The 19,531-nt window shown below is 74.2% G+C and carries 17 protein-coding genes; 15 read left to right on the plus strand and 2 right to left on the minus strand.

Annotated elements, in window-relative coordinates; translation table 11 throughout:
- Positions 1-152 precede the first annotated feature (152 nt).
- From pyrH to ACFC2L_RS11215, 10 genes are all read left to right on the plus strand, one after another.
- Positions 153-908 (plus strand): UMP kinase, encoded by a 756-nt coding sequence (gene pyrH / locus ACFC2L_RS11170; RefSeq protein ID WP_375824378.1) that lies wholly within the window; start codon positions 153-155, stop codon positions 906-908.
- A 75-nt stretch (positions 909-983) separates the two neighbouring features.
- Positions 984-1,541 carry a ribosome recycling factor gene (gene frr / locus ACFC2L_RS11175; RefSeq protein ID WP_253051284.1) on the plus strand — a complete coding sequence of 186 codons (558 nt, stop codon included), beginning with the start codon at positions 984-986 and terminating at the stop codon, positions 1,539-1,541.
- A gap of 32 nt (positions 1,542-1,573) precedes the next feature.
- Entirely contained in the window at positions 1,574-2,431 is an 858-nt protein-coding gene (locus tag ACFC2L_RS11180) for a phosphatidate cytidylyltransferase (protein ID WP_375824379.1), read from the plus strand.
- Positions 2,432-2,555: 124 nt separating this feature from the next.
- Positions 2,556-3,647: a 23S rRNA (adenine(2503)-C(2))-methyltransferase RlmN gene (gene rlmN, locus ACFC2L_RS11185; protein WP_253051465.1), complete on the plus strand. Its 1,092-nt coding sequence runs from the start codon at positions 2,556-2,558 to the stop codon at positions 3,645-3,647.
- On the plus strand, positions 3,644-4,195 hold the full coding sequence (locus tag ACFC2L_RS11190; RefSeq protein WP_375824380.1) for a DivIVA domain-containing protein: 552 nt from the start codon (positions 3,644-3,646) through the stop codon (positions 4,193-4,195). Before rlmN ends, ACFC2L_RS11190 begins: the two co-directional genes overlap by 4 nt.
- A gap of 25 nt (positions 4,196-4,220) precedes the next feature.
- Entirely contained in the window at positions 4,221-4,979 is a 759-nt protein-coding gene (locus ACFC2L_RS11195) for a class I SAM-dependent methyltransferase (RefSeq protein ID WP_375824381.1), read from the plus strand.
- A 56-nt stretch (positions 4,980-5,035) separates the two neighbouring features.
- Positions 5,036-6,235 carry a 1-deoxy-D-xylulose-5-phosphate reductoisomerase gene (dxr, locus tag ACFC2L_RS11200; RefSeq protein WP_375824382.1) on the plus strand — a complete coding sequence of 400 codons (1,200 nt, stop codon included), beginning with the start codon at positions 5,036-5,038 and terminating at the stop codon, positions 6,233-6,235.
- A 55-nt stretch (positions 6,236-6,290) separates the two neighbouring features.
- The gene (locus ACFC2L_RS11205) at positions 6,291-7,601 is read left to right on the plus strand and encodes an RIP metalloprotease (protein ID WP_375824383.1); all 1,311 of its coding nucleotides are present in this window, start codon (positions 6,291-6,293) and stop codon (positions 7,599-7,601) included.
- A gap of 307 nt (positions 7,602-7,908) precedes the next feature.
- Complete coding sequence (gene ispG / locus ACFC2L_RS11210; RefSeq protein WP_021482273.1) at positions 7,909-9,048, plus strand: flavodoxin-dependent (E)-4-hydroxy-3-methylbut-2-enyl-diphosphate synthase; 1,140 nt, start codon at positions 7,909-7,911, stop codon at positions 9,046-9,048.
- Positions 9,049-9,055: 7 nt separating this feature from the next.
- The gene (locus ACFC2L_RS11215) at positions 9,056-10,018 is read left to right on the plus strand and encodes a GNAT family N-acetyltransferase (protein ID WP_375824384.1); all 963 of its coding nucleotides are present in this window, start codon (positions 9,056-9,058) and stop codon (positions 10,016-10,018) included.
- Positions 10,019-10,062: 44 nt separating this feature from the next.
- Here ACFC2L_RS11215 and ACFC2L_RS11220 read toward each other — a convergent pair whose 3' ends face one another.
- The gene (locus ACFC2L_RS11220; protein WP_375824385.1) at positions 10,063-10,986 is read right to left on the minus strand and encodes an Fpg/Nei family DNA glycosylase; all 924 of its coding nucleotides are present in this window, start codon (positions 10,984-10,986) and stop codon (positions 10,063-10,065) included.
- A gap of 33 nt (positions 10,987-11,019) precedes the next feature.
- Between ACFC2L_RS11220 and ACFC2L_RS11225 the strand changes: the two genes are divergently transcribed.
- A complete protein-coding gene (locus ACFC2L_RS11225) occupies positions 11,020-12,888 on the plus strand; it encodes a proline--tRNA ligase (protein WP_375824386.1) in 1,869 nt (622 codons plus the stop codon).
- Positions 12,889-13,046: 158 nt separating this feature from the next.
- On the opposite strand, the gene ACFC2L_RS11230 is transcribed toward ACFC2L_RS11225, so the two are convergent.
- Complete coding sequence (locus ACFC2L_RS11230) at positions 13,047-14,147, minus strand: DUF4439 domain-containing protein (protein WP_375824387.1); 1,101 nt, start codon at positions 14,145-14,147, stop codon at positions 13,047-13,049.
- A 151-nt stretch (positions 14,148-14,298) separates the two neighbouring features.
- Here ACFC2L_RS11230 and rimP point away from each other — a divergent pair, with 151 nt between their 5' ends.
- From rimP to infB, 4 genes are all read left to right on the plus strand, one after another.
- On the plus strand, positions 14,299-14,913 hold the full coding sequence (gene rimP, locus ACFC2L_RS11235; protein ID WP_375824388.1) for a ribosome maturation factor RimP: 615 nt from the start codon (positions 14,299-14,301) through the stop codon (positions 14,911-14,913).
- 2 nt (positions 14,914-14,915) lie between these two features.
- On the plus strand, positions 14,916-15,977 hold the full coding sequence (gene nusA / locus ACFC2L_RS11240; RefSeq protein ID WP_375824389.1) for a transcription termination factor NusA: 1,062 nt from the start codon (positions 14,916-14,918) through the stop codon (positions 15,975-15,977).
- 81 nt (positions 15,978-16,058) lie between these two features.
- Entirely contained in the window at positions 16,059-16,382 is a 324-nt protein-coding gene (locus tag ACFC2L_RS11245; protein WP_375824390.1) for a YlxR family protein, read from the plus strand.
- Positions 16,383-16,537: 155 nt separating this feature from the next.
- Positions 16,538-19,405 (plus strand): translation initiation factor IF-2, encoded by a 2,868-nt coding sequence (infB, locus tag ACFC2L_RS11250; RefSeq protein ID WP_375824391.1) that lies wholly within the window; start codon positions 16,538-16,540, stop codon positions 19,403-19,405.
- Positions 19,406-19,531 lie beyond the last annotated feature (126 nt).

Below are 19,531 nucleotides of genomic sequence, written 5' to 3' on the forward strand. Positions count from 1 at the left end.
GGCGCCCCGGCCCCGTCGCCGGGCTGGCCCGGTGCGGGGGCCGACCGCGCACCCGGCTCCGGGCGCGCGACGACCGGCGTCGTGCCGCACCATCGGGTGGGACGACGGCGGAGCACGACCACCCCGCCCCACCGGGCCAGGACGAAGGACAGGTGTCGACAGTGACCGCAGGCGAGCAGACCACGCCCCGCGAGGGGTCCCAGCACCGGCGGGTGCTCCTCAAGCTGTCGGGCGAGACGTTCGGCGGCGGGCAGATCGGTCTGGCGCCCGACGTCGTCCAGCGCGTCGCCCAGGAGATCGCGGACGCGGTCGCCCAGGGCGTGCAGGTCGCCATCGTCGTCGGCGGCGGGAACTTCTTCCGCGGCGCCGAGCTCTCCCAGCGCGGGCTCGACCGCGCGCGCGCCGACTACATGGGCATGCTCGGCACCGTCATGAACTGCCTCGCCCTCCAGGACTTCCTCGAGCAGGCGGGGGTGAAGACGCGCGTGCAGACCGCCATCACGATGGGCCAGGTCGCCGAGCCGTACATCCCGCTGCGGGCGATCCGCCACCTCGAGAAGGGCCGCGTCGTCATCTTCGGCGCAGGCGCGGGCATGCCCTACTTCTCCACCGACACGGTCTCCGTGCAGCGCGCCCTCGAGACGCACTGCCAGGAGGTCCTCATGGGCAAGAACGGCGTGGACGGCGTCTACACCGCCGACCCGCGCAAGGACCCGTCGGCGACCAAGCTCGACCACCTCACGTACACCGACGCGCTCGTCAACGACCTCGGGGTCATGGACGCGACGGCGCTGAGCCTGTGCCGGGACAACGACGTGCGGATGCGCGTGTTCGGCATGAGCGAGCCGGGGAACGTCACGCGTGCCCTGGTCGGCGAGAATATTGGCACACTGGTCACGACCGACTGACATCGGTGCGCCGACGCCGGCGACCCCGGACACGACGGCACGGACCGACCCACGACGAACGACGAAGGAGCACTGGTGATCGACGAGACCCTCCTCGAGGCCGAGGAGAAGATGGACAAGGCCGTCGAGGTGGCCAAGGAGGACTTCGCCGCGATCCGCACGGGCCGTGCGAACGCCGCGATGTTCAACAAGATCACGGTCGACTACTACGGTGCGCCGACGCCGCTGCAGCAGCTCGCGTCGTTCACGGTGACCGAGGCGCGCACGATCCTCGTCTCCCCGTTCGACAAGAGCTCGATCACGGCGGTCGAGAAGTCGCTGCGCGACTCCGACCTCGGCGTGAACCCGTCCAACGACGGCAACGTCATCCGGGTCGTGCTGCCCGCCCTCACGGAGGAGCGCCGTCGTGACTTCGTGAAGCTCGCCAAGGCGAAGGCGGAGGACTCGCGCGTCGCGATCCGCAACGTGCGCCGTCGCGCCAAGGAGGAGCTGGACCGCATCGCGCGCGACGGCGAGGCCGGCGAGGACGAGGTCGGGCGCGCGGAGAAGGAGCTCGAGGCCCTCACCAAGGCGCACGTGGACCAGGTCGACGCGCTGCTCGCGGGCAAGGAGAGCGAGCTGCTCGAGGTCTGAGCACCTCGTCCGGCGAGCTCCTCCACGCACCGATGACCGACACCTCCTCGACGGCCGCCGGCGACAGCACCTCCGCGGCGCGCGCTCCCAAGGCGGGCCGCAACCTGCCCGTGGCGATCGCGGTGGGCCTCGGCCTGCTCGCGATCGTCGCGGCGAGCCTCGCCTTCCGGCCCGAGTTCTTCGTGCTGCTCGCGACCGTGGCGGTCGGCGCCGCGCTGTGGGAGCTCGCCCAGGCGTTCAAGCGCCGCGAGCTGCACCTCCCGCTCCTCCCGCTCCTCGTGGGCACGGTCGGCATCCTCGTCTCCTCGTACTACTCGGGGCCCGAGGCGCTGCTCGTCTCGTTCATGCTCACGGTCGCGGGCGCGGTCGTGTGGCGGGTCATCGACGGGTCGGGGACGGCGGCGGTGCGCGACGCCGCGGCGGCGACGTTCGCGGCGGCCTACCTTCCGTTCATGGCGGGCTTCGTCATGCTCATGCTGGCCGCCCCCGACGGGCGCGTCCGGGTCCTGATCTTCATCCTGCTCGCCGTCGCGAACGACGTCGGCGGGTACGTCGCGGGCGTCCTGTTCGGGCGTCATCCGCTGGCCCCGTCCGTGAGCCCCAAGAAGTCCTGGGAGGGGCTCGCCGGGTCGTTCGTCCTGGCCACCGCCGTCGGGGTCGTCGGCGCGGTGGTGGGCCTCGGCGCGAGCCCGCTGCTCGGCGTCGCGCTGGGCGTCCTGGCGCCGCTCACGGCGACGATCGGCGACCTCGCCGAGTCGATGATCAAGCGCGACCTAGAATTGAAGGACATGGGGTCGCTCCTGCCCGGTCACGGAGGCATCCTGGACCGGCTCGACTCCATGCTCCTCACCGCCCCGTTCGTGTACGTGCTCCTCGCGCTGGCCGTCTGACAGCCGTCCGACGTCCCGCTCGCACCGCGGTGCGAACCGTCCGCACGACCCCCCACGCTTGGACCTCCTCATGACCGTCCGTTCCGTCCGCCCCTCCGCGGAGTCGAAGCCGCTCCCGCTCGTCATGACCGCGCCCCGGCGCGGCAAGCCGCCGCGCCACTTCGCGGACCTCGCGCCCGAGGAGGTGCGCGACGTCGTCGTCGAGCTGGGGGAGAAGCCGTTCCGCGCCAAGCAGCTCGCGACGCACTACTACGCGCACCTCACGCGCGACCCCGAGGCGATGACGGACCTGCCGAAGGCGACGCGCGACGTGCTCACGGACGCGCTCTTCCCGCCGCTGCTCACCGCGGCGCGGCGGATGGAGGCCGACGGCGGGACGACCGTCAAGACGCTGTGGCACCTCTTCGACGGCGCCAAGGTCGAGTCGGTGCTCATGCGGTACCCGCAGCGCTCGACGCTGTGCGTGTCGAGCCAGGCGGGCTGCGGCATGGCGTGCCCGTTCTGCGCGACGGGGCAGCTCGGCCTCACGCGCAACCTGTCCGTCGCGGAGATCGTCGAGCAGGTCCGCTCCGCCGCCCGGTCGCTCGCCGACGGGGAGATCCCCGGCGGCCCGACCCGGCTCAACAACCTCGTGTTCATGGGCATGGGGGAGCCGCTCGCCAACTACAAGGCGGTCATGGGCACGGTCCGACGCCTCGTGGCGCCGGCCCCGGACGGGCTCGGCATGTCGGCGCGCAACATCACGGTGTCGACGGTCGGCCTCGTCCCGGCGATGCGCAAGCTCGCCGACGAGGGGATCCCGGTGACGCTCGCGCTGTCGCTGCACGCGCCCGACGACGACCTGCGCAGCGAGCTCGTGCCGATCAACACGCGGTGGAGCGTCGACGAGACGCTCGACGCGGCGCGGCACTACTTCGAGGTCACCGGCCGGCGCGTGAGCATCGAGTACGCGCTCATCAAGGACATGAACGACCACGCGTGGCGCGCCGACCTGCTCGGCGAGAAGCTCAACGCGCGGGGCCGCGGCTGGGTGCACGTCAACCCGATCCCGCTCAACCCGACGCCCGGCTCGATCTGGACGGCCAGCGACCCTGCCGTCGAGGCGGAGTTCGTGGCACGATTGCGCGGGCACGGGATCCCGACGACGATCCGTGACACCCGCGGCAGCGACATCGACGGTGCCTGCGGGCAGCTCGCTGCAGAGGAGGACGAGTGAGTTCGCTGTTCACCACGGTCGGCAAGACCCGGAACGGGTACGACCCCGAGGAGGTCGACGACTTCTTCGAGCACGCCCGCGACGTGTACGAGGGCCGGGCGCAGGAGCGGCTGACCAGCACCGAGATCCAGGCCTCGGTCTTCGACCTGGTCCGTGGTGGGTACGACACGCACGAGGTCGACGCCGCGCTGGACCGCCTCGAGGGCGCGTTCATCGCGCGCCAGCGCGCGGAGTACGTCGCCGCCCACGGCCAGCAGGCCTGGATGAACGCGCTCGCGGAGCGCGCCCGGTCGCTGTACGGCCGTCTGGGCCGCCCGGACGGCGAGAAGTTCGCGCTCGCGGAGCGTGGCAAGCCCGCCTACGACGTCGACGACGTGGACGACCTGTGCGACCGGCTCGTCGCCTACTTCGACCGTCAGGTCCCGATCACCGCGGCGGAGATCCGTTCCGCGACGTTCGGCCGTGCGCGCGGTCGCGACGGGTACGCGGAGGGCCCGGTCGACGCGTTCTTCGCCCGCGCCATCGAGGTCCTGCTCGGCGTCGAGTGACGACGCCCGGCGCTTCCCGACGCGCGTGACCCTCGACCCGCGGACCTCCGCGAGCCCGCTGGTGCGCCGCGCCGCGGCGTGGCTGGCGGCCGTCAACGCCCGGCACCCATGGAACCACAACGAGCACTTCCACGGCTGGGTCGTGCGCCGTGTGCCGCGCGGCGCCCGCGTCGTGCTCGACGCTGGCTGCGGTGCCGGCGTGCTGCTCGGCAGGCTGCGCCGGCGGGTCGCCGAGGTCCACGGCATCGACGCCGACGGCGGCATGGTCGCCCAGGCGCTCGTGCGCCACGCCGCGGATCCCGCGGTGACCGTGCGGCGGCTCGGGTTCGACGACGTCGGCTCGCCCGACGACGTCCGCTCGCCCGACGGGTCCGGTCCACCGAGCCACCCGGCCGGCCCGGCCGCCGGGCCGGAGGGCTACGACGCGGTGACGATGGTCGCCGTGCTGCACCATCTCGACCTCGACGAGGCGCTCCGGCACGCCCGCAGCCTGCTCGCCCCGGGCGGGCGCCTGCTCGTCGTCGGCCTCGCGCGCGTGGCGTCGGCGCGCGACCTCGCCGTCGACGTCCCGTCCGCGCTCCTCAACCCCCTCGTGGGCCTCGTCAAGCACCCGCGGCGGGCCCGGCCCGGCGATCCCGGGACGGACGCCCCGGGCATGCCGGTCCGGGACCCGCGGCACACCGTCGACGAGGTCGCGCGCACGGCCCGGGCGCACCTGCCCGGGGCGCGCGTGCGCCGTCGGCTCTTCTTCCGGTACACGCTCGAGTGGACGGCCCCGCGCTGACGCGTCCGGGACACGCCGTGCGCACGCACCGCCCGCGGCCTGGGAGGATGGGAACCATGCCCGACGGACCCGCCCCCGCCCTCCGCACCGTGACGATCCTCGGCTCGACCGGGTCGATCGGCACCCAGGCGATCGACGTCGTCCAGGCTCACCCCGACCGGTTCCGCGTCGACGCGCTCTCGGCGGGCGGCGGGGACGTGGAGCTGCTCGCGCGCCAGGCCGCGGCGCTGGGCGTGCGCGCGGTCGGCGTCGCCGACGCGTCGCGCGCGACGGCCCTGGGCGAGGCGCTGGCGCGGGCCTTCGCCGGCCGGGGCGACGTCCCCGAGGTGCTCGCCGGACCCGACGCCGCGGACGCGCTGGCAGGCCGGGGGAGCGACGTCGTCCTCAACGGCGTCACGGGCTCCGTGGGTCTCGGCCCGACGCTCGCCGCACTGCGCGCCGGGTCCACGCTCGCGCTCGCGAACAAGGAGTCGCTCGTCGCCGGAGGCGCCCTGGTGCGCGCGGCGCAGCAGCACCCCGACCAGATCGTCCCCGTCGACTCCGAGCACTCGGCCATCGCGCAGTGCCTCCGCTCCGGGACGCGGGCCGAGGTGCGCCGCCTGATCCTCACCGCCTCGGGCGGGCCCTTCCGCGGGTGGGACGCGGACGCGGTCAAGGCGGCGACGGTCGAGCAGGCGCTCGCGCACCCCACCTGGGCCATGGGCCCGGTCGTCACGGTGAACTCCGCGAGCCTCATGAACAAGGGCCTCGAGCTCATCGAGGCGCACCTGCTGTTCGACGTCCCGGCCGACGACATCACCGTCGTCGTGCACCCGCAGTCCGTGGTGCACTCGATGGTCGAGTTCGTCGACGGCTCGACGATCGCGCAGGCGTCGCCCCCGGACATGCGCCTGCCCATCGCGCTCGGGCTGTCGTGGCCCGACCGGCTCGACCCGGTGACCCCGCCGTGCGACTGGACGGCCGCGACGTCGTGGACGTTCGAGCCGCTCGACGACGCCGCGTTCCCCGCGGTGAGCCTCGCGCGCGCCGCCGTCGCGGCGAGCGCGACCCACCCGGCGGTCTACAACGCCGCCAACGAGGAGGCCGTCGCCGCGTTCCTCAGCGGACGCGCAGGTTTCGGTGACATCGTGACGACGGTCGAGCGTGTGCTCGCGGCGCACGACGGAACCTCCGCGGACGCCGTGACGTTGGACGACGTGGCGGAGGCCGAGACCTGGGCGCGCGCCCGCGCGCGCGAGATCCTGGACCGCCGGTGACGAGCAACCGTCCGGTCGCGTCGAGCGCCCGGGCCGAGAAGGAGCAGAGAGACAGATGGCGACGCTGATCGGCATCCTCGTGATCGTGGTCGGGATCGTCGTCTCGATCGCGCTGCACGAGGTCGGGCACATGGTGCCCGCGAAGAGGTTCGGCGTCCGCGTGAGCCAGTACATGGTCGGGTTCGGCCCGACCCTGTGGTCGCGTACCAAGGGCGAGACCGAGTACGGGTTCAAGGCGATCCCGCTCGGCGGCTACGTCCGCCTCGTCGGCATGTACCCGCCCGCGCCCGCCGGTGCGCGGCCGCGCGGGAACGGCTTCTTCTCGCAGGTCGTCGCCGACGCCCGCGACGCGAGCACCGAGGAGATCCGGCCCGGCGAGGAGCACCGGGCCTTCTACAACCTCTCCGCGCCCAAGAAGGTCGTCGTCATGCTCGGCGGCCCCTTCATGAACCTCCTCATCGCGTTCGTGCTCATGGCGATCGTGTGCGTCGGCATCGGCCTGCCCGCCGTCACGACGACGGTCGGGTCCGTGTCCGCGTGCGTCCCGTCGGTCGTCGCGACCGAGCAGGAGGAGTGCGCGGCCACGGCCGACCCGTCGCCGGCGGCCGTCGCCGGACTGGAGCCGGGCGACACCGTGGTGTCGTTCGACGGCGCGGAGGTCACCTCCTGGGACCAGCTCTCCGGGATGATCCGCGGCTCCGCCGGCCAGGCGACGCCCGTCGTCGTCGAGCGCGACGGCGAGCAGGTCGACCTCACCATCACGCCGGTCGACGTGGAGCGCCAGGTCGTCGCCGAGGACGGGACGCCCGTCGTGGACGAGTCCGGCGACCCGGTGACCGAGCCCGCCGGCTTCGTCGGCTTCACCCCGACGGTGGAGCGGCAGCCCACGGGGATCGGCGTCGCGGCCGAGGCCACGTGGCAGCAGGTGAGCGGCACGGCGGGGATCATCGTCACCCTGCCCGTGAAGGTCTACGAGGCTGCCCAGGCTGCGTTCACCGACGCGCCGCGCGGCCAGGACTCGGTGATGAGCGTCGTCGGCGTCGGCCGTGTCGCCGTGGACGTGGCAGGTGCCGAGAGCCCCGTCCTCGACCGCGTCGTGACGATGCTCATGCTGCTCGCCGCGCTCAACGTGGCCCTGTTCGTCTTCAACCTCATCCCGCTGCTGCCGCTCGACGGCGGGCACGTCGTCAACGCCCTCTACGAGGGGGCCAAGCGCACGGTCGCGCGCGTCCGCGGCCTCCCGCGCCCCGGCCCTGCTGACCTCGCCCGCATGATGCCCGTCGCGTACGTCATGTTCGTCGTCCTCGTCGGCGTCGGCGCCCTCCTCATCCTCGCCGACATCATCGACCCGGTCCGCCTCACGTGACGCCGTCCCCGTCGGAGTCGTCGGGTTCGCTGCCCGCGGCGTCGCGCGTGGGCACCCGCGCGTCGTCCTGAGGTCGGCGCGCGGTGCTGAGGCGCGAGAAGTGGCCCCTGCGGGCGGCGTGCCAGGGACCACTTCCCGCATCTCGTGACCACGGACGCGAGAGCGCGGACCCGACCCCGGCGGCGTGGAGGGGCCGCGAAGATGTGCGGGACCGAGCGGGAAGGTGACGTCCCGGACAGGTCCGACGTGCGGCGTCGGACGGCGGGCGGGGGATACTAGGGGCGTGAGCGTACCCATCAGTCTCGGAATGCCTGCCGCCCCGCCGCCTGTCCTCGCGCCGCGACGCAAGAGCCGCAAGATCAAGGTCGGCAAGGTGGACGTCGGCGGCGACGCGCCGATCAGCGTCCAGTCGATGACGACGACGCCGACGACGGACATCAACGCGACGCTCCAGCAGATCGCGGAGCTCACGGCGTCGGGCTGCGACATCGTGCGCGTGGCGGTGCCGAGCGCGGACGACGCGCTCGCGCTGCCGGCGATCGCGAAGAAGTCGCAGATCCCCGTCATCGCGGACATCCACTTCCAGCCCAAGTACGTGTTCGCCGCGATCGACGCGGGCTGCGCCGCCGTCCGCGTGAACCCGGGCAACATCCGCAAGTTCGACGACCAGGTCAAGGAGATCGCGAAGGCGGCCTCCGACGCGGGCGTGTCCCTGCGCATCGGCGTGAACGCCGGTTCCCTCGACCCGCGCCTGCTGGCGAAGTACGGCAAGGCGACGCCCGAGGCGCTGGTCGAGTCGGCCGTGTGGGAGGCGTCGCTGTTCGAGGAGCACGGGTTCCACGACTTCAAGATCTCGGTGAAGCACAACGACCCCGTCGTCATGGTGCGGGCGTACGAGCTGCTCGCGGAGGCGGGGGACTGGCCGCTGCACCTCGGCGTGACCGAGGCCGGACCGGCGTTCCAGGGCACGATCAAGTCGGCCACGGCGTTCGGCGCGCTGCTGAGCAAGGGCATCGGCGACACGATCCGCGTCTCGCTGTCCGCGCCCCCGGTCGAGGAGGTCAAGGTCGGCAACCAGATCCTCCAGGCGCTGAACCTGCGGCCGCGCAAGCTCGAGATCGTCTCGTGCCCGTCGTGCGGTCGCGCCCAGGTGGACGTGTACACGCTCGCGGAGAAGGTCACGGCCGGGCTCGAGGGCATGGAGGTGCCGCTGCGCGTCGCGGTGATGGGCTGCGTCGTCAACGGTCCGGGCGAGGCGCGCGAGGCGGACCTCGGGGTCGCGTCGGGCAACGGCAAGGGCCAGATCTTCGTCAAGGGCGAGGTCGTCAAGACGGTGCCGGAGTCGCTCATCGTCGAGACGCTCATCGAGGAGGCGCTGCGCATCGCGGAGACCATGACGCCGGAGAACGACGCGCAGGCCGGCCCGCCGGTCGTCACGGTCGGCTGACGGTCCGGTGGCCCGCTGGCGTCCGTCCGTCCCGGCCCTGAGGCCGCGGTCGCGCGGCGAGGCCGGTGACGGCGAGCGCGCCCGGGCGCGCGTCCTCGTCGACGCGGACGTCCCGGAGGCGCTGGCGGTCTGCGCGGGCGACCCGGTCGCGTCGACGCTCGCGGCGGCGCGGCTCGCGGTCGCGCAGCACGCGGGCCTGCACGCAGCGGGCGGTCAGGCGTGGGGGTTCCCGGCCGTCGGGCCGCTCGAGGCGGTCTGCTGGGCCGGTGCCAACCTCGTGCCGGTCGTCCCGGCGTCGCTCGAGCCCGACCGGGCCCGCGCGGCGGTCGCGGCGTTCGCGGTGCTCGCGCGGCACGCGGGTCGGCGATCGTCGTCGGTCGTGGGCGAGCGCGACGCCGTCCTCGCGCTGTGGGAGCTGCTCGCGCCGCACTGGCCGTCGCCGCGCGAGATCCGGGCGAACCAGCCGTCGCTCGCGATCGACCGCGAGCCCGACGTCGAGCCGGACCCGGGCGTGCGCCGGTCCGTCCCGGCGGAGGTGCCCGTCGTCCTGCCCGCGTGCGTGCGCATGTTCACCGAGGAGGTGGGCTACTCGCCCGTCGAGGGCGGCGGCCGCGCGTACGAGGAGCGGGTGCGGTCGCTCGTGCTCGCGGGCCGGTCGTTCGTCCGGCTCGCGGCGAGCGACGGCGCGCCGCACGTCGTCTTCAAGGCCGAGCTCGGCGCGGTCACGCCGCTCGTGGCGCAGGTGCAGGGCGTGTGGGTCGACCCGCGGTACCGCGGGCGGGGCCTCGCGGCGCCGGGGATGGCCGCCGTCGTGCGCCTGGCACGCCAGGGCACCCCGGCCGAGGCCGCCCGCCGCGTCGCGCCGCCCGTCGTGTCGCTGTACGTCAACGACTACAACACGCGCGCCCTCGCGACGTACCGCCGCGTCGGGTTCGAGCAGGTCGGCACCTACGCCACCGTGCTCTTCTGACCTCGCGGCGCTCCTGACGCCCGTCGGCGACCGCCCGGGCGGTGCTACTTGAGCAGGCGCGACATCCGGCGGTCGGCGAGCACCTGGCCGCCCGTCTGGCACGTGGCGCAGTACTGCAGGCTGCGGTCGGCGAAGCTCACCTCCCGCACCGTGTCCCCGCACACGGGGCACGGCAACCCGGTGCGCCCGTGCACACGCATCCCGGCGCGCTTGGCGTCCTTGAGCTCGGCTGCCGGCTTGCCCGACGACGCCGCGACGGCCTCGGTGAGCACCTCCCCGACGGCGGCGTGCACCCGGGCGACCTCGTCCGGCGTGAACGAGCGCGTGAGCTTGAACGGGCTCGTGCGGGCGGCGTGCAGGATGTCGTCGGAGTAGGCGTTGCCGATCCCCGCGATCGACGACTGGTCGCGCAGCAGCCCCTTGACCTGCTGGTTGCGCGCGGCCATGAGCACTCCGAGCGCCTCGGGCGTGAAGCCCGGGTCGAGCGGCTCGATCCCGAGCGTCTCGATCGCCCGTATCTCTTCGGGGTGCCGCACGACGTGCACCGCGAGCCGCTTGCGCGTCCCGGCCTCCGTGAGGTCGAACCCCGAGCCGTCGTCGAACCGCACGCGCAGCGCGAGCACCGCGGCCTTCCCGCCGCCGCTGCCGCCGAGCCGGGGCCGCACGGGCGTCGTCGGCGCCTTCTCCGACCACCGCAGCCACCCCGCGCGGGCGAGGTGGAAGACGAGGTGGACCTCGTCGTCGGGCCCCGGGGCGGGCGGGCCGCCCCCGGCCGGCGCGAGGACGAGGTCGAGCCACTTGCCGTGGCGTCGGGCGCCGGTCACGACGCGCCCGACGAGCGCGCCGACGGGCGGGTCGAACGTCTTGAGCGCGGCGATCTGCGCGACGTCGGCGGCGACGACGGTGCGGCTGGTCGCGCGGTCGTCGAGGAACCTGACCAGGGCCTCGACCTCGGGCAGCTCGGGCATGGGGACATCCTCCCCGCCGGTAGGGTGGGGCGCATGTCTTCCGTCACGTCCGGCGCGTCCGCCGCGGCCTCCACCCGCGTCCGGGGCGCCGACCTCCTGCGCCTGTCCACCCTGTTCGTCCGGACGCTGCGCGAGGACCCGGCCGACGCCGAGGTCGCGAGCCACAAGCTCCTCGTGCGAGCGGGCTACATCCGCCGTGCCGCCCCCGGCATCTACACCTGGCTCCCGCTCGGCCTGCGCGTGCTGCGCAAGGTCGAGGACGTGGTCCGCGAGGAGATGGCCGCGGCGGGCGCGCAGGAGGTGCACTTCCCGGCGCTGCTGCCCAAGGAGCCGTACGAGGCGACGGGCCGCTGGACGGAGTACGGGCCCAACATCTTCCGGCTCAAGGACCGCAAGGAGGGCGACTACCTCCTCGCGCCGACGCACGAGGAGATGTTCACGCTCCTCGTCAAGGACCTGTACTCGTCGTACAAGGACCTGCCGCTCACGATCTACCAGATCCAGACCAAGTACCGCGACGAGGCGCGTCCCCGCGCGGGCCTCATCCGCGGCCGCGAGTTCGTCATGAAGGACGCCTACTCGTTCGACACGACGGACGAGGGCCTCGAGCGCTCCTACGAGGCGCAGCGCGCGGCGTACCGGCGCATCTTCGACCGGCTCGGGCTCGAGTACGTGATCGTGGCCGCGACGTCGGGCGCCATGGGTGGCTCGCGCTCCGAGGAGTTCCTCACGCCGACGCCGATCGGCGAGGACACGTTCGTGCGCTCGCCCGGCGGGTACGCGGCCAACGTCGAGGCGGTCGTGACGCCCGTCCCGGAGGCCGTGGACTACGCCGACGCGCCCGCCGCGCACGTCGAGGACACCCCCGACACCCCGACGATCGACTCGCTCGTCGCCCTCTCCAACGACCGCTTCCCGCGCTCCGACCGCGCATGGACGGCCGCGGACACGCTGAAGAACGTCGTGCTCGCCCTCACGCATCCCGACGGCCGCCGCGAGGTCGTCGTCGTCGGGCTGCCCGGCGACCGCGAGGTCGACCTCAAGCGCGTCGGCGCGGCGTTCGAGCCGGCCGAGGTCGAGCCGGCGACGGACGCGGACTTCGCCGCGCACCCCGAGCTCGTCAAGGGCTACATCGGCCCGCAGGCGCTCGGCCCGAACGTCCGCCGGGACGCCCCCGCGGACGTCGCCGAGGGCGAGGTGCCCGAGCGGCACTCCGTGCGCTACCTGCTCGACCCGCGGGTCGTCGCGGGCACGCGCTGGATCACCGGCGCGAACGAGCCGGGGCGGCACGTGTTCGACCTCGTCGCCGAGCGGGACTTCGCCGCCGACGGCACGGTCGAGGCCGCCGAGGTCCGCGCGGGCGACCTCGCGCCCGACGGCTCCGGCCCGCTCGAGCTGGCCCGCGGCATCGAGATCGGTCACATCTTCGCGCTCGGCCGCAAGTACGCCCAGGCGCTCGGGCTCACCGTGCTCGACGAGAACGGCAAGCAGGTCGTCGTGACCATGGGGTCGTACGGCATCGGCGTGACGCGCGTGCTCGCCGCGCTCGCGGAGGCCAACCACGACGACGCCGGTCTCGCGTGGCCCGCGCACGTCGCCCCCGCGCACGTGCACGTCGTCGCGACGGGCAAGGACGCGAGCGTGTTCGACGAGGCCGAGCGCCTCGCGACCGAGCTCGCCGCCCGGGGCGTGGAGGTGGTCTACGACGACCGTCCCAAGGTCTCGCCGGGCGTGAAGTTCAAGGACGCCGAGCTCCTCGGCGTGCCGCTGCTGCTCGTCGTGGGCCGCGGTCTGGCCGACGGCGTCGTCGAGGTCCGTCCCCGCGCGGGCGAGGCCGTGCAGGTCCCCGTCGCGGACGCCGTCGAGCACGTCGCGGCGCAGGTGGCCGAGCTCCTGGGCTGACCCGTCGCAGCGTCGGGGGCGCCCCCGGTCCGGTTCACGGACCGGGGGCGTCTTCGTCGTCCCCGGGGGAGCAGGGAGGAGCGGCGTCCCGCACGGGTCGCGTGCCGGTCCCGGACGGGGCCGGGCGGCGCCCGCCCGACGGCGGGGCGCGGGCAGGCTCAGCCGGCGGACTGCTCGGGGAGCCCGGGGAAGGCGACGGGCGGCTCGCCCCACGCGACCGCGCCCGTCCACGAGTCGACGAGGAGGGCCACCGCCTCGGCCCGGGACGTGGGCGCGGCCGTGGCGACGAGGCTCGCGTACGACTGCGCGAGGCCGGACTCGACCTGGCGCGCCAGGGCGGCGAGGTCCGCGTCGTCCGGCAGCACGTAGGCGACGCGCCGGGGGTCCTGCGCGGTGCCGTCCGTCCCGGCGGCGAGCGCCCACGCCTGGCCGCGCGCCCGGTGCTCGGCGGCGCGTGCGACCGCCGCCGTGCGGGCGTCGCCGTCGGACTGCGCCGCGCGCACCTCGTACGCGTACCCCGCGGCGTCCTCGGACTCGACGAGCGTCGCGAGGTCCGCGGCGCCGATCCCGGCGGGGGCCTCCGCGACCGGAGGCGCCGCCGACACGAGCCCGTCGGCCGCGGCCGACCCGGTGAGCGCGGCGAGGCGCCGCGCCGAGACGTGCTCCGAGGTGGCGACGGACGCGAGGAGCCGCGCGAGCCCGGCGTCCGTCGACGCGTCGGCCGCGGCGCCCGTGCGCTGCGCGGCCTCGACGAGGGCGACGACGACGTCGTCGGTCGTGGCGGTGGCGGGGTCGTCCGTCGTACCGCGGTCCGTGGCGGTCGGCGCGTCCTCGGCCGGTGCGTCGTCCGCGCCGTCTGCGTCGTCCGTCGCGGTGGACGACGTGGGGCCGTCGCCGGGAAGGTCGAGGTCGCCCAGGCCCGAGTCGTACACGCCGCCGAGGGCGTCCGCGTGCTGCTCGGCGAACGCCGCGACCTCCGCGAGCGCGGCGAGCGTGGCCGGGTCGGTCACGCTCGGCGTGACGTCCGCCACGAGCCCGGCGACCGCGAGGGCGTCGTCCACCGCGTCCGCGCGCAGCACCTCGACGGCGTCGGGCGAGGGCTCGGTGGGGGGCGGGGTCTCCAGCCGCACGCCGCACCCGGCCGCCAGGACGGCCGTCGCCAGCACCGTCACGGCCGCGAGCAGCCGGCCGCCGGGCCGGGACGTCCGGCGCGGGCGGGGACGGGTCGCGGCGGGCACCGCGGTCGCGTGGGGACTCATCGGGGGCGATGATGTCACGTCCGGGGCTCGCGAGTCGTTAGGCTGGTCCCCGGTCGAACGTCCCGACGGCCAGGCCGTCGGGAGATTCCCGAGACAACAACACACCGGTCGTCTTCCGTACCCGGCGTGGGACACGGACAGGAGCTGAGTCATGGCAGGGCAGGCGGGCGGTCAGCCCGGCAAGGCACCCGGAGGCGACGCGGCGACGCACGCGCTCCGCGAGAGCGTGCGCGCGGCGATCGAGCCCGCGGTCCAGGACGCGGGGCTCCACCTCGAGGACGTCACGGTGTCGCGTGCCGGAGCCCGGTCCGTGGTGCGCGTCGTGCTCGACCTCCCGGACGACGTCGAGGGGAACCTCGACCTCGACACGGTGGCGGAGGCGACGCGCCCGATCTCGACGGCGCTGGACGCGGTGGACCCGCTCCACGGCGCGTACACGCTCGAGGTCTCGACGCCCGGCACCGACCGTCCGCTCACCGAGCCCCGCCACTTCCGGCGCGCCCGCGGCCGCCTCGTGCGCCTCGTGCTCGCCGACGGCGGCACGGTCGAGGGGCGCCTGCGGTCCGGGTCCGAGGTCGGCCCCGGGCTGCTCCTGGACGTGCCGGGCAAGCGCGGTGTCGTGACGGAGCGCGTCGTGCCCCTGGCGGACGTGGTCCGCGGGCAGGTGCAGGTGGAGCTCAAGCGCGCGCTCGAGGCCGACCTGCCCGAGCTCGACGAGACCGACGGCTCGACCGACGAGACGACCGCCCACGACGAGGAGGCCTGACGATGGACGTGGACATGAGCGCGCTGCGCCTGCTGGAGCGCGAGAGGGACATCAGCCTCGACGTCCTGGTCGCCGCGATCGAGCAGGCCCTGCTCTCGGCGTACCACCGCACCCCGGACGCGTACACGCGCGCCCGGGTCGAGCTCGACCGCAAGACCGGGCACGTCACGGTGTGGGCGCGCGAGGAGCTGCCGGCTCCGGAGACCGATGACGAGGACGCCCCGCGTGGCCCGGTCGAGCACGGTCCCGAGTTCGACCACACGCCCGCCGACTTCGGCCGGATCGCGACGTCGACCGCGCGGCAGGTCATCGTCCAGCGCCTGCGCGACGCGGAGGACGACCAGATCCTCGGCACGTTCCGCGGCAAGGAGGGCGAGGTCCTCGCGGGCGTCATCCAGCAGGGGCGCGACCCGCGCGTCGTGCTCGTGGACGTCGGCGGCACGGAGGCCGTCCTCCCGCCGCACGAGCAGGTGCCGACGGAGGAGTACGTGCACGGCGAGCGCCTGCGCGCCTACGTGCTCGAGGTCGCCCGGGGAATGAAGGGCGCGCAGATCACGTTGAGCCGGACGCACCCGAACCTCGTGCGCAAGCTGTTCGAGCTCGAGGTCCCGGAGGTCGCCGACGGCTCGGTGGAGATCACGGCCATCGCGCGCGAGGCCGGGCACCGGACCAAGGTCGCGGTGCGGTCCAGGGTCCCGGGTCTCGGGGCCAAGGGCGCGTGCATCGGGCCGATGGGCTCGCGCGTGCGCGCCGTCATGGCGGAGCTGCACGGCGAGAAGATCGACATCGTCGACCACAGCGACGACCCGGCGCAGTTCGTCGCGAACGCGCTGTCGCCGGCTCGTGTGTCGTCCGTCACGGTCGTCGACGAGGCGGCCCGGGCCGCGCGCGTCGTCGTCCCGGACTTCCAGCTCTCGCTCGCGATCGGCAAGGAGGGGCAGAACGCCCGCCTGGCCGCGAAGCTCACGGGGTGGCGCATCGACATCCGCTCGGACGAGGGCGGCGCCCCGTCGGAGGGTTCCGACCGCGACGCTCCCGCAGGTCCCCGCACCGGAGACCGGTAGTCGCCGGGAGTGGGACGGTCACGGATGACGGGACGGCGCGGTAGACTGTCCTCGACCGGGCCGCGCGCCCGCACCTCGACCATGCCCCAGGACACCCCGACCCGCCCCGTACCCACGGGCAAGGGTCCTGTCCGCACGTGCGTCGGATGCCGGGAGCGCGACCTGCGGTCAGCTCTCCTCCGTCTGGTCCTCGACCGGTCCGGCGCGAGCACCGACGAGCCCCGGCTCGTGGTGGACGCGGGACGGTCGCTGCCGGGTCGTGGTGCGTGGCTCCACGCGTCGACCCGGTGCCTCGAGACGGCGGAACGCCGGCGGGCCGTCCCGCGGGCCCTGCACGTCGCCGGGCCCCTCGACCTCGCCGCGGTCCGCACCGCGATCGAGGCCCGGTCGGGAGAGCACGGCTGAGCCACTGCGTCACGGCCCCACCCGGGGCCGCACTGCACGACACGTCGACAAGGAAGCGGGTTAGAAGCCGATGGGCACCCGATGAGTACCCAGCGATGAGCACCCAGCACTAACGACGGTCCTCCCTGTCCGGGGCGGACCGAGACAGGAGAGTTGTGGCAAAGGTCCGCGTCTACGAGCTCGCGAAGGAGCTCGGGGTGGAGAGCAAGACCATCATGACCAAGCTGACGGAGCTCGGTGAGTTCGTCCGCTCGGCATCCTCGACCATCGAGCCACCGGTGGTCCGCAAGCTGCGCGACGCCTTCCCCGCCGGGGGCGGCGGCGCGAGCAAGCCCGCGGCGGCTCCCGCCCCCGCGCGCCCGGCCGCGCCCAAGCCGGCCCCGAAGCCCGAGGTGAAGGCCGAGCCGGTCGCGCCGAAGGCGGAGGCGCCCGCGCCCCAGCCGGCGGCACCCGCCCCGGCGAAGGCCGAGCCCGCGAAGGCGGCTCCGGCACCCGCCGCGCCGGCTCCGAAGGCCCCGGCGCCCCAGGCCCCCGCGGCCGAGCGCCCCGCGCCCGCCCAGAAGCCCACCGCCACGCCCAAGCCGGGCGGCGGCACGAACGCGCCCGCGCCCCGTCCCGGCGGCACGAGCGCGCGCCCTGGCGCCCCGCGCCCGGGCAACAACCCGTTCGCCTCCAGCCAGGGCATGCCCCGGCAGGGTGGCGGGCCCCGTCCCGGTGCCCCGCGCCCGGGCAACAACCCGTTCGCGTCGAGCCAGGGCATGCCCCGGCCCGGCTCGCGTCCCGAGCGCACCGAGGGTGCGGCGGCGGCGTCCGGCGAGCGTCCGGGCGGCCCCCGTCCGGGTGGTCCCCGTCCCGCACCGCGTCCCGGCGGCCCGCGCCCGAACCCGGGCATGATGCCCGGTCGCACCTCGATCGGTCGCCCCGGTGAGCGTCCTGCTCCCGGCGGTCGTCCTGGCGGGGGCGGCGGCGGTCGTGGCGGCGGTGGCGGCTTCGCCGGTCGCCCCGGTGGCGGCGGTGCTCCCGGTGGTGGCGGCGGCTTCGCCGGTCGCCCCGGTGGCGGCGGTCGTGGTGGCGCGGGTCGTGGCTCCACGCAGGGCGCCTTCGGGCGCGCCGGTGGCCGTCCGGTCCGTGGGCGCAAGTCGAAGCGGGCGAAGCGCCAGGAGTTCGAGCAGATGCAGGCGCCGTCGCTCGGCGGCGTGCAGGTTCCCCGCGGCAACGGCAAGACCGTCGTCCGCCTGCGTCACGGCTCGTCCCTGAACGACTTCGCCGACAAGATCGACGCGAACCCCGCGAGCCTCGTCACGGTCCTCTTCCACCTCGGTGAGATGGCGACCGCGACCCAGTCGCTCGACGAGGACACGTTCGGCACGCTCGCGGCCGAGCTCGGCTACGTCATCGAGATGGTCTCGGCCGAGGAGGAGGACCGCGAGCTGCTCGGGTCCTTCGACATCGACCTGGACGCGGAGCTCGAGGCCGAGGGCGACGACGAGCTCATGGCTCGTCCGCCGGTCGTCACCGTCATGGGTCACGTCGACCACGGAAAGACCAAGCTCCTCGACGCGATCCGCCAGACGGACGTCGTCGCGGGCGAGGCCGGCGGTATCACCCAGCACATCGGTGCCTACCAGGTGCGCCACGAGCACGAGGGCACCGACCGCGCCATCACCTTCATCGACACCCCGGGTCACGAGGCGTTCACCGCCATGCGTGCCCGCGGTGCCCAGGTGACGGACATCGCGATCCTGGTCGTGGCCGCGGACGACGGCGTGATGCCGCAGACCATCGAGGCGCTGAACCACGCCCAGGCGGCGAACGTGCCGATCGTCGTCGCGGTGAACAAGGTGGACAAGGAGTCGGCCAACCCGGCCAAGATCCGCCAGCAGCTCACCGAGTACAACCTGGTGGCCGAGGAGTACGGCGGCGACACCATGTTCGTCGACGTGTCGGCCAAGCAGAACATGGGCATCGACGACCTCCTCGAGGCCGTCCTGCTCACGGCCGACGCCTCGCTCGACCTGCGTGCGAACCCCGACAAGGACGCCCGCGGCGTCGCCATCGAGGCGAACCTGGACAAGGGCCGCGGCGCCGTCGCGACCGTCCTCGTCCAGTCCGGCACGCTGCGCGTCGGCGACGCGATCGTCGCCGGCACGGCCCACGGCCGCGTCCGCGCGATGTTCGACGAGCACGGCAACGCCGTGACCGAGGCGGGCCCCGCCCGTCCGGTCCTCGTGCTGGGTCTCGCGTCCGTGCCGAGCGCGGGCGACACGTTCCTCGTGGCGCCCGACGAGCGCACGGCCCGCCAGATCGCCGAGAAGCGCGAGGCCGCCGAGCGTGCCGCCCTCCTGGCCAAGCGCCGCAAGCGCATCAGCCTCGAGGACTTCACGCAGGCTCTCCAGCAGGGCAAGGTCGAGACCCTCAACCTCGTCCTCAAGGGCGACGTGTCCGGTGCCGTCGAGGCCCTCGAGGACGCGCTGCTCAAGATCGACGTGGGCGACGAGGTCGAGCTGCGCGTCATCCACCGCGGCGTCGGTGCGATCACGCAGAACGACGTCAACCTCGCGACGGTCGACAACGCGATCATCATCGGCTTCAACGTGAAGTACGGCGAGCGCGTCGAGGACCTGGCCGAGCGCGAGGGCGTCGACGTCCGCTTCTACTCGATCATCTACCAGGCGATCGAGGACGTGGAGGCCGCGCTCAAGGGCATGCTCAAGCCGGAGTACGAGGAGGCCCAGCTGGGCACGGCGGAGATCCGCGAGATCTTCCGCTCCTCGAAGTTCGGCAACATCGCCGGTTCGATCGTCCGCTCGGGCGAGATCCGCCGCAACGCCAAGGCGCGCGTCCTGCGCGACGGCAAGATCGTGGGGGACAACCTCACGGTCGAGTCGCTCAAGCGGTTCAAGGACGACGCCACCGAGGTCCGCGAGGGCTTCGAGTGCGGTATCGGGCTGGGCTCGTTCAACGACCTCCAGGTCGGCGACACGATCGAGACGTTCGAGATGCGGGAGAAGCCGCGTTCCTGACGCTCGTCACGCCCGGGGGCGGTCACGGTCCGTGGCCGCCCCCGGGCGTTCGTCTCCCGTCCCGCCCGGCCGACGGGGACCGTTCGGCGTACGGTCGTCGGGACCGTAGCCGGAACGCTCGGCACG

The sequence above is a fragment of the Cellulosimicrobium sp. NPDC055967 genome, assembly GCF_042269845.1.
Lineage (GTDB): Bacteria > Actinomycetota > Actinomycetes > Actinomycetales > Cellulomonadaceae > Cellulosimicrobium.